The sequence below is a fragment of the Pseudocolwellia agarivorans genome (assembly GCF_002000085.1).
GTDB lineage: Bacteria > Pseudomonadota > Gammaproteobacteria > Enterobacterales > Alteromonadaceae > Pseudocolwellia > Pseudocolwellia agarivorans.
On sequence record NZ_MUZU01000003.1, the window covers coordinates 78,246 to 88,939 of the forward strand.

At 33.8% G+C, this 10,694-nt stretch carries 9 protein-coding genes; 1 reads left to right on the forward strand and 8 read right to left on the reverse strand.

What is annotated here, in order from left to right:
* Positions 1-13 precede the first annotated feature (13 nt).
* Entirely contained in the window at positions 14-1,357 is a 1,344-nt protein-coding gene (locus B0X80_RS06020; protein WP_077338946.1) for an O-antigen ligase family protein, read from the forward strand.
* A gap of 7 nt (positions 1,358-1,364) precedes the next feature.
* Here the strand turns inward: B0X80_RS06020 and B0X80_RS06025 are convergent, their stop codons facing one another.
* The 8 genes from B0X80_RS06025 to B0X80_RS06060 form a co-directional block, all read right to left on the reverse strand.
* Positions 1,365-2,144, reverse strand: a complete 780-nt coding sequence (locus B0X80_RS06025; RefSeq protein ID WP_077338947.1) for a hypothetical protein — start codon at positions 2,142-2,144, stop codon at positions 1,365-1,367.
* 79 nt (positions 2,145-2,223) lie between these two features.
* Positions 2,224-3,423, reverse strand: a complete 1,200-nt coding sequence (locus B0X80_RS06030) for a polysaccharide pyruvyl transferase family protein (RefSeq protein WP_077338948.1) — start codon at positions 3,421-3,423, stop codon at positions 2,224-2,226.
* 78 nt (positions 3,424-3,501) lie between these two features.
* On the reverse strand, positions 3,502-4,593 hold the full coding sequence (locus tag B0X80_RS06035) for an acyltransferase family protein (RefSeq protein ID WP_175623886.1): 1,092 nt from the start codon (positions 4,591-4,593) through the stop codon (positions 3,502-3,504).
* Positions 4,594-4,699: 106 nt separating this feature from the next.
* Positions 4,700-6,208 carry an oligosaccharide flippase family protein gene (locus B0X80_RS06040; RefSeq protein WP_077338950.1) on the reverse strand — a complete coding sequence of 503 codons (1,509 nt, stop codon included), beginning with the start codon at positions 6,206-6,208 and terminating at the stop codon, positions 4,700-4,702.
* 77 nt (positions 6,209-6,285) lie between these two features.
* A complete protein-coding gene (locus tag B0X80_RS06045) occupies positions 6,286-7,209 on the reverse strand; it encodes a glycosyltransferase family 2 protein (protein ID WP_077338951.1) in 924 nt (307 codons plus the stop codon).
* Between the two features lie 27 nt (positions 7,210-7,236).
* A complete protein-coding gene (locus B0X80_RS06050) occupies positions 7,237-8,313 on the reverse strand; it encodes a glycosyltransferase family 4 protein (RefSeq protein WP_175623887.1) in 1,077 nt (358 codons plus the stop codon).
* A 20-nt stretch (positions 8,314-8,333) separates the two neighbouring features.
* Positions 8,334-9,680, reverse strand: a complete 1,347-nt coding sequence (locus tag B0X80_RS06055; protein WP_077338953.1) for a phenylacetate--CoA ligase family protein — start codon at positions 9,678-9,680, stop codon at positions 8,334-8,336.
* A gap of 2 nt (positions 9,681-9,682) precedes the next feature.
* The gene (locus tag B0X80_RS06060) at positions 9,683-10,693 is read right to left on the reverse strand and encodes a polysaccharide deacetylase family protein (RefSeq protein WP_077338954.1); all 1,011 of its coding nucleotides are present in this window, start codon (positions 10,691-10,693) and stop codon (positions 9,683-9,685) included.
* Between the last annotated feature and the right edge of the window lies 1 nt (position 10,694).

A 10,694-nucleotide genomic window follows, 5' to 3' on the forward strand; every position in this document is an offset into this window, starting at 1 on the left:
AGGCTTTTTTCTAATGACAAGGCAACTCCCTCAAGCTAAAGAAAAGGATTCCACTCTAGCCTTCTTTTTTCTATTTCTTTACACTTTTGCTTCACTCATTCGTCCTCACGAGATGTGGCAAACCAGCGTTGATTGGATAATTATTAAAGTCTTTGCCATTATTACCTTCTGTCTAGTATTAGTTGCCCAAAGACCGTTAAAATTCCCCCCTCAACACTGGATGTTATTCTTATTGCTACCATTAATTATAATGTCGGGTTTTTTCAATGGTTCCGGTATGTTTGGAATTGATGAAGCAAATAAATTGCTTGTTAGTGCAGTAATTCCTTTGTTTTTGATGACAACTTGTATCACGACCATTAAACGCCAACATATTCTTATGGTTGTATGTCTTATTGCAGCGATGTTAATGGTACATAACGGTTATGTACAACAAACCGCCTTTCAAGGGTTTGGCTGGGCGTTAAATTCTCATTCCGTAGGTTATATCGATTTAGGAGAAAGGCGTATTACCTATCTGGGTTTTTTTAATGACCCTAACGACCTTGGTATGTTTCTAGTCATGAATATACCCTTTGCGATTTATTTTTATAAAAAAGGACAATTTTTATTAAAATTAACTATGTTAGTTATTTTGGCCGCTCTCACTTATGGCATATACTTAACTGGTTCTAGAGGTAGTATGTTAGGTGCAGGCGGGTTAGTTGGTATTTACATTCTCGTGGTAAATGCAGGCCCAAAGTTATTTATTTCGGCTGTCATACTATCCCCCATTGCAGCTACTGTTGTAGCCTCATTACAAAGTAACATTGATGCCTCAGCAAATGGACGACTAGAAGCTTGGTATGCTGGAATACAAATGCTATTGTCTAACCCTATTTTTGGTATCGGTAAAGGCAACTTTTTTGATTACCATGGCTTAGTTGCTCATAATTCATACATCCATGTCGCTGGGGAGTTAGGGGTTCCCGGTTATTCTTTATGGGGAGGAGCTTTAATTTTTACGATCATAACTGGCTATCTATTTATTAAAGCAAGTAAAGTAAACAATAATACTGGCATTGATACATCGGCATTAGATGAAGATAAAAACAAAGCAATTAAAAACGAACAAATGCTCAACAAAACCTTATTCTTCTCAATGATTGGCTTTATGATCACAGGCTTTTTTATCAGCCGAATGTTTACGTTATTATTATTCATTTTTATGGGTATGGCTATCGCCTCTCATATTCGTATGGTTAAACTCAAACCTGAATACCAAGAATATTTCAATAACTCACTCGCTTTAAGGTCTATGGGTTATTGCTGGGTTGTTATCGTTGCTGTTTATATTTCTTTAAAGTTAGGACTTTAGTATATCATTACAATCCTGAACGACTTTTTATTTCAAAAGTTTCCTCAGCATTGATTATATTCATATAAGGCTGGGATAATAGGCACCATAAAATCTGGCATTCTGGCTGCTGTAAAGTTACGCAAGCATTATAAACTTCGTTGCAAAGAGATCTTATCCTAGTATTTTTTGTATTCATAGCATATGCGATAATACCAGTATTCATAACTCGGTTATTAGCGAAATAGCCTTGGGTTAGTTTAGCATTAATAAAATCAATAGTTTTATCCATATGCTTAGCATACCTTTCCTGCCCTTTAGCTTCATCTACTTCGTGCCATATGCTTGGTTTTAGCTTAGCCTCGTACCGAATAAGAATTCCTTTTTCGTTCCTCTGAATAATATTAAAAATATCATCGGTAATTCGTCGACTGTCCATATATATAATATGTTCAAAATGGCTAAAACTAGTATTATAAATCTGTAAAAACTTAACTTTCTTAGCAAGCAATGAGGAAGCTATACTTTCCCCATTACTAAGCTCTCCCTCAACAAAACAGAAAAGCCACCCCTTAAACTGAATTTCAGTTTTTAACTTTTTATTATTTGAATAAAAGTAACAGCAACCAACCCCATTAGGAGCATGAGGAATTATAGAAATAAATCCCAACGTATCTAAAAACTTAAATGGTAAGAAGTTTTTTATTGTTGCGTAAATCCATATCTTACAGGTCTTAAATGAATTAACTTTTTGTGGTTTATTAAATCTAAGACCAAACCAGCACGACAATACAGCTACGTTGTTCATTTATTCAACCCCTGCCACTTTGAGTTCAAAAGTATAATTATCCATAATTATGCTAGGAGTACCTACACAACATATATATCTAAGAATTAATCAAAGCGCTAATTTTGTCAAAATTCTCCATATATTTGTTAGTTAAATATTTTTCTTTGTTGATAAGATCTTGCTTAGGGATACTCATTGCTCTATCTATTGCATCTGACAATTCATTAGGTAAAACACCGCTAGGCATTTCTGGCAGATCCCACGTTGCCATATAATTTCGTTGTTTACGTAGTTTTGGTAATAAACCAACTCTTGGAACATAAAAAGCCATTGAAGTTATAAGACCATGTAAACTCGTACCGCAGTAACACTCTGAATTTTTTATAATATTCATCACATCGAATACGCCACCATCAACATATTCAGCAACCTTAATATTATTATCTAAATAGCGCTTTATTTTCTCTATTCCGTGAGAGTCGCTATGACCCGCGGCATTTCCAATTGCAATAAAAACAATAGTTAAATCATGTTTATTTGCTATAGCAGTTAAGTTCTGAGCAAACTCCTCTTCTAAACCTGCACTATGAGCCGATGAAATTTGGAAAACTAAATATTTGTTTTCTAATTTATTGATCAATGTACTTGCCTTCTCTCCTGTTTTTTTGTTTATTTCCTCTTCAGAAAATATACTTGACATCACAGTCGCAGAATCAGGATATATATCATTAACATTAGCACCTATTCTTCTAATATTATCAGATGAAAACTCGTCTCGAACTGTTACATAATCAGCATCATTTAAAGCTGCCGAAAGAGATTTAGCAGACTCACCTTCAACGCCTGATACAGCTGTAGCACCTACAGAGTTATAAATTAACTTCATGTTACTATCAAGATCTTTTGACGTTAGATCGAATGGGTTATCAGATTTCAAACCAATAATATTTTTTATTATTTTTTCAGTTAATTTAGGAATGTAACGAGCAAATGTGCGCTGAAATATTGAAAAAGAGAAATCAGATAGTAAATAACTATAAGCAGAAAGCCAATCACAAGAAACAACATCGCCTCCAGCAAGAATAATAGTAACATCAGGCTTACTCCCTTTTAGCGCTTTTTTAATGCTGACAGTAGGCAATGCATTAAACTCTGTTAAATCACTATCTATTAATCCTGCTATTACAATTTTTTTTTCAGGAAATTTTTTAGATAACATTTTTTCCATAACAAGAGGGAACAATAAGTCACCATAATTATGCCTATCAAATGCACCATACAATACAACGTCATTCATCTTTTTAATTTCCTTTAAATATTTTTCTTAGTGTAGGCATAAAAACACCACTTTTTATCATTTCATACAAATTTAAAATTATATTTTTGACTTAAATAGTACTCTCCCTTTAAACATTAATGCTTTTTTTTCTATACAGTGCCAAGAAAAGTAAGACAACAATGCAGTTATAAGGAGAGAATATAAACATAATTCTAAAGGGCTAATCCCTGGTATAAAAGCAATTACACTTTGCTGTATTGGCCATGCATAAATGTAAATACCGTAAGAATAATCACCATATTGGTTAAACTTACGAATCCAGCCTTTAGGTATATAAGCGATATAAAATATAACATAAAATATAACAACATTATAAACGATAAAAAAAAGGTCAATATGTATTGTTGATATTAATAGAGATACAACTGCAGCATAAAATATATGCTTAGATAGCACCAAACTATCTTTAAAAATATAACATGCAGTCCCTATAAAAAATAATGAGTACAGTCTGAAATCTTCAGAAGAAAAATATGAAATGGGTAAAAAAGTATAAAAGTAATCAGAAATATAAATTAACATACCTAATAAAGGTATCAGTAAATAGAGTAAACGATCATTTAAAGTGTGTTTTGACCATACAATCACTCGATGAATAACAATACTACAAAAAACTAACAGGCAATATGCTCTCACTTCAAATGGCAATGTCCATAATGAACCATTCACCACACCAGCCCAAGGTAATGATTCAAATACACCAGGTAAGCGGGCTTCTTCTCCCCAAAAAAGTACAGCATTCTTAGCAAGAAAAATATAGGTTTGGGTATCCATCAAGTATTCTTCTAATGGGTAAGTTGTAAAATATACACCAACAAAAAACACACAAAATAATAGAGCTACAAACAACCCGGGGTAAATACGAAGAAACCTTGCCCACAAAAAATTAAGTAAGTTCTTTTTAACAAATAAACTGTTTGCGATTAAGAAACCACTTGAAATAAAAAATATATCAACGGCAATCTGCCCAAATGACATACCAAAAAGCAGCTTAAAAGGCTCTGTATCACTACTTCCCATAGCTAAAGAAAAACTATGACTAAATAAAACCCCAAAAGCAGCAATAAAACGGATTAAGTTAAAATTATTATCTCTCGACGCTAAAAAATGTACCAAAGGTTTACGCAAAATGTCTTCCTCAATAAAGAGCTCTATTGTGAAAGACTAATACTAAAATAATTCAGCATGAAGCTTTAATTAGTTTTCACCACACTATAAATGACCAGAAATCACTCTACTGTTTACGAATGATTTTTTTACTAATAGAAATGAAGTAATCTCCTGATATTTTTCTTAAATTCGTATCGAGTACCAATAGCCAACTGAGTATTAAAAAGAATACAAAACTCACCGCGCCGTACAAAACAAGCTCAAACCAAGTAACTTCTATCATAACAACAAGAGAAAGCCATAAACCAACACCAAAGACCAAAAAATTAGCCCAGAATAATTTACGAATAATTAGCCAAAATTTTAATTTATTATAAAAACTGTACAACCATAAACTTAGCACGACATTAGCAATAAAAGAACCGATAGACGTACCTATAGCCACACCGATAAGTCCATATTTCAAGCCTAGTACAATAGACAATGAAATATTAGTAATAGCCCCTAAAAGACTCACTAACGAAATATATTTATGCTGAGCCTGTGCCAACAATACTTGATTAACTGATGTATAAATTGATTGGCAAAAGAAAGTAAAAATCAAAAAATACAGTATATTTGCAGCCGACTCAAACTCCTCACCAACCCAAAGAATGATAAAGGCTTTCCCTAAAATAATTAATGGTCCAGAAAATAGTGTCGCAAAGAACAAATTTATCATTATCGCATTGTGAAATAAGTCATCTAAGTTCTCATTCTTCGACATTTTCTTCATAAAAACCGGAGACAAAAAACCATTCACTGTAAAAACAAACGACTTAATATGTTCAGCTAAGCGATTAGCTACACCATAAACAGCAACTGATGAAAGACCAATAAGCTTAGTCACTATAAATGGATCAGCTTTTGAATTTAAGGTATTAGCAACACCATTTGCTACAACATGTTTTGAAAAGGCAAAAAGTGATTTCAACTCGTCTTTAGAAACTAACTTAAAGCTGAATCCCATTGCAGGGTAAAGTTTCTTTATGTAATAGATCTTCACTCCATTCGTTAATACATCTGCAAAAAGAGTGGCGATTATAGCCCCCCAGATATTCATCGTAGGTATCAATAAAAAGATCAAAACAGACTTTATTAACACATTAACCATAACCAAATTAGAGTCAATATCTAGCCTTAAGAAGGCCGTAATGAAGCCATGAAAAGGGTTCATTAGAAAGTCCATCAGTATCTTTGCTGAAAGAACAAATAAAGCCATCCTCAATGCATCAGCATCAACCGTAGCCCCAAAAAAATCAGCTGAAAATAAAGCAACGCAAGTTAATAAAGCAACAGCAGCAAAACCAAGACAACCAAAAAGTACAATACTTGTGGAAAAAACAGTATTTACTTCTATAGGATCGTCTTTCTCCAAAGCTAATATAGTATGGCGTTGAACTGCAGAGGGAAAGCCTAGTTCAATCACGTTAAACCAACCAATTATCGATAGAATCAGCAACCAAAATCCGTATCCATTAGCGCCAAGTACATTGATAAAATAAGGAGTAAGTAATAATGAAGATACAACTAATACAATTCTTTCTATAAACCTGAAAACCGAACTCTTAAAAAATAGTTTTTTAGTACTCATTGTTCAGTACTCGTGGAAAAACATTCATAATTAACTCTTTGTAGATAATGGCTTTGTCTTTTACGCTATTTAACAAATTAGATAGCGCGTTTGGTTTTTTGCATGAATCGCCAAATAAAATTAGGCACGATTTTAAATAACCTGCCTTTTACTGACAGTTTACTGTTGTTTTTTAATTTAGAGGCTTTAAGTAATGTGTCGCCTGCTAGATTAAACATCCCATTATAAATGTAGGTATTTGCGTATCTCACATGCAGATTCTGCTTAATTTCGTTCCAATCTACTGACTTGTTATGCTTCTCAGCCATAGGTTGAATTTTATCTAAACAGACTAACTCCGCAGCATGCATTTTTTCTTCATTTGATGAATAGTTATCACCATGAAATACATGAATAGCTAAATGCTCAGGTACAAAATCAAGCTCACAAACTAACGCAAGTTTTAACCATGCCAGCCAGTCATCTACTCCCATTAGGCTACGTTCATCATCAAACGCTTGAGTTTCTTGTAATAAGTTTTTGCGAGCAATAGCCGTACAGCATGTAAACATATTGACCTGTATAAGCTTATCGAAAACGTCGCCACGATATTTATTATCAAAACTGGGCTTATTCTGCTTATTTAAATGGGTATAGTCAGCAATAGCCCCACAGTAAACAAGACCCACCTTAGGGTTTTCAAATAAAGGAACTTGTTTACTTAATTTAGTTGGTAGCCAAAAATCATCTTGATCACAAAAAGCAACAAGCTCTCCACTCGCTCTCTCTATACCATAATTTCGAGCTGCCGCAACACCCCCATTTTTTTTATGAAAACCTTTAATAGAGTTATATTTTTCAACTAAATTATTTATTAATTGTTCAGAATTATCTTTACTGCCATCGTTAATTAGCAATATTTCAACGTTATCGTAGTCTTGAGCTAAAATGGTATTAACCGTTGCTTCTAGGTATTCAACCCCGTTATATACGGGTATAACAACAGAAACTAATGCGTTCATGCAAAGTCCTTAAAAATTAGTGTTCAATCAGCTATAAAGCTTTATATATTTTTGTGCGACTGTTTCTAGTGAATAACCTTGTTCCACTAATTTATAAGCTTCGCTACCCCACTTTTCAATAAGTTGAGGGGTTTCGGCTATATCAGTTAACCGTCTTGAAAGCTCTTTATCATCGTTATAATTGAATAACTGACCTGTTACATTACTTTCTACTAGTTTAGGGTTTCCACCAACCTTAGTCGCTAACACAGGTATACGTCGCGCCATAGCTTCTAAAATAGCAATGGATAAGCCTTCCATTTCAGAAGTCACAACCATGACATCGATGTGTTTATAAATTTCCTCTCGATCGACTAACATGCCATGGAAATAAACATTGTCAGGAAAAGCACTCTCGGCCGCTGTAGACTTTAATAACTCTTCACACGGACCATTACCAAAAAAGTGAATTTCAAACTTATTTGCTACTGATTTAGGCATTAATGAGATAGCTTTTAACAAACAGATCTGATTTTTCAAAGGTACCATTCTAGCGACGGAGCCTAATTTTATTTTAGTTTTTTGTTGTTCAATTGGCTGCTGATGACTTTCTTTTGGAATTAAAATACCGTTATCAACCACTGATTGTGGCTTACTTTGCCAACCATTTACTTGATTAAACACTGTTTGTCCTTCATTTGAAACAAAGGTAATTTGATCGACAATTGAATAGGTTATTTTATGCATAACTCGCCACTTAAACTGATTAAATGGTTCAGCTCCGTGACGTGTATAAATAACTTTTTTTCGTCTACATAATATTGGGCTATAACAAGTAAACAATAAGGTGAAGGGCGAATGAAAATGTAAAACATCAAACTCGCTTACCACACGTTTAAATGTTTGTATTTTCTCTAAGCGGCTACCTTTAACAAAATACACAGGAATATTATTTTTTATACATTCAGCAACTAAAACATCATCCTCTTCACCAAAGGATAAAATAACACTATTAAGCTTTAATGATTGACGTTGTTCAATAGCTAAGTCGATAACAAAACGCTCTGCGCCACCTATATTTAAACTTGATAATATATGCAGCACACTTTTAGGCTTACTAGTCACGTTTTCTCCTGATGTGCTTTCTATATTTTGCACACTGTTACTCGTCTTTTACCTGAAGGAGTTAGAGGAATATCATCCACAATATCAAAATTAATGGCTAAACTATCTTCCGAATATTTATTGATTATTTTCTCTATCGGCTGAAAATCTGGCGATGTACTTTGATCATTAAGTACAATTTTTACGTTAATAGATTCTAACTCTGTTTGTACAACTTGAAACTTTGCAATCCAAGAAAAATCTTTAAACATATGTGGAAATAACTCTCCAGGAAGTAACTGACCATTAGGACATTTTATAATGTCTAACTTCCTTCCATCAACAGAGTTCATCATAGGTAGCGGGTTGCCACAGTCACATGTTTCATGAGATAGGGTTGCACAATCTCCATTAAGATATCGCACAAGTGGCATGCCGTAATTCGTTAGGTCGGTTATGGCAATGTCCCCACTTTCACCTGTTACACTTTTGCCATCAACAAGGGTCTCAACCACGAGTTGATCAATGTTGATGTGCAAGCCTTGCTGTTTTTTACATTCAGAAGAGATAAGCATCACTTCACGACAGCCATAAGTATTATGCACAGGACAATTAAATGCTTTTTCGATGAGTTCTCTTTGATGTTCATAAAGGGCTTCGGCCCCTGTAACAATAGTCTTTGGCTGATGCATTTTGATATTGTTAGCGATAATATATTTTGCTAATTCAACAAGAGGGTTTACGTAGCTTACAATCGCATCGGGTTTTATTTTATTAATACGCTTGGCATATTCATCAATATTACTGCTGTTCATTTCAAAAGAGTTAAGCATGTAGTTATTAAAAAAACGATGGTAAAGATCTTCTTTAAGCTGACGAAATGCAGATACCTTACCTAAACTAGCACCCCATAAATATACAGCTTTAGTACCTAAATCAGCACCGACTTCACCATACCCGCGCCATGCGATAGCTAACCTGGCTTCATGGCTTTCCATATTTAACTCAAAATGAAAAGGTTGCCCTGTAGAGCCGCCTGTAGATTTTTTTATGTTTGTTGCTTTATTACATGCTGGCACAAGCTCGTCATAGTAGGTCATAACATCTTGTTTAGTTAATACAGGTAATGTTGAAAATTTTTCGAGGCTGTCTATTTGTTCTACTGATTCGATACCGATACTTTGCCAAACTCGCTTGTAGTAAGGTACATTGTTCCAACAAAAGTGGAGGAGTTTCTCAAGTTGTTGCCATTGATAAGCTTTAAGTTCGTCTTGCTTCCAACCTAAACGTTCATTCGCCTCATTAACCTTTTCTACAACATTACTTTTTTTTAAGGTTGTATAATAAAAAGGAAACAACACTTTAATAAAAAAATTTTTATAATTCATTTTTACTTCCAAACACTTTTATGTACTTTTCTTAATAAAAGCTTTAATAACTTATGAGATAGCTGTGTAGCGTTACAATTACTATCGACAGATATTCTTTCAATACAAAATTCATCTAAGTTTTTAGAAGTATTTATGCCTGAAATAAAAGAAAATGATATTTGGTAATATTTCTTTATAATTTTAACTGTCTCTGGAGTAAAGCTATCTTTACCGCCAACTGGATAAGCAAAAGCTTTAATACTTGTATTGAGCTCTTTTTCTATAAGTTCTTTGGAAGTTTTGGCTTCATAATCTTGCTCTTCGATACGTAAATGAGACATGATTCTATGACTGCAAGTTTGTGAGCCAAACTCCATACCTGCGGCGCTCATTTCTCTTGCCATATCCCAAGTCATGAATAGAGGCTCTTGGTCCATAAGTTTAGAGTCAGGTATTTGTAATTTTTGCTCTAGCTCTATGAGTATTTCTTCAATAGTTGAACCATTATTTATTTTAACAACATCAAGCACTTTTCTAATACTTGTAGGCACATCTTCTTTAGACAAAGTGATGCTATCAGGCCAATTATTAAGTTTAATTTCATCAACTTGAGCATGACGAACCAGATAAGCAATTCTATCCCACCATGGAATTTCAGCATTATTCATAAAATTAGTGGCTAAAAAGAAAGTTGCCGATATTTTATTTTCTAGCAGAATAGGAAATGCTTTAGTGTAGTTATCAATATAACCGTCATCAAAAGTAATTAATGCGTACCTTTTGTCTCGGATTTTTCCATTCAGTATTATAGAAATATCATCAAGAGTAATAATGGTGAAATGTTGCTTAATATATTCCATATGCTCAGAAAAATTCGCTTCATCACAACTGAAAACATTAGGATCATACTCGGTTAGGCTAGCTTCGCCTATTCGATGATAGTTAAAACAATAAAGTCCATTCGGCAGAACTGCATTAGCTATATATCTACCGACTGCATGTTTAACATTTGTAAGCATCCTGGCTCCCATA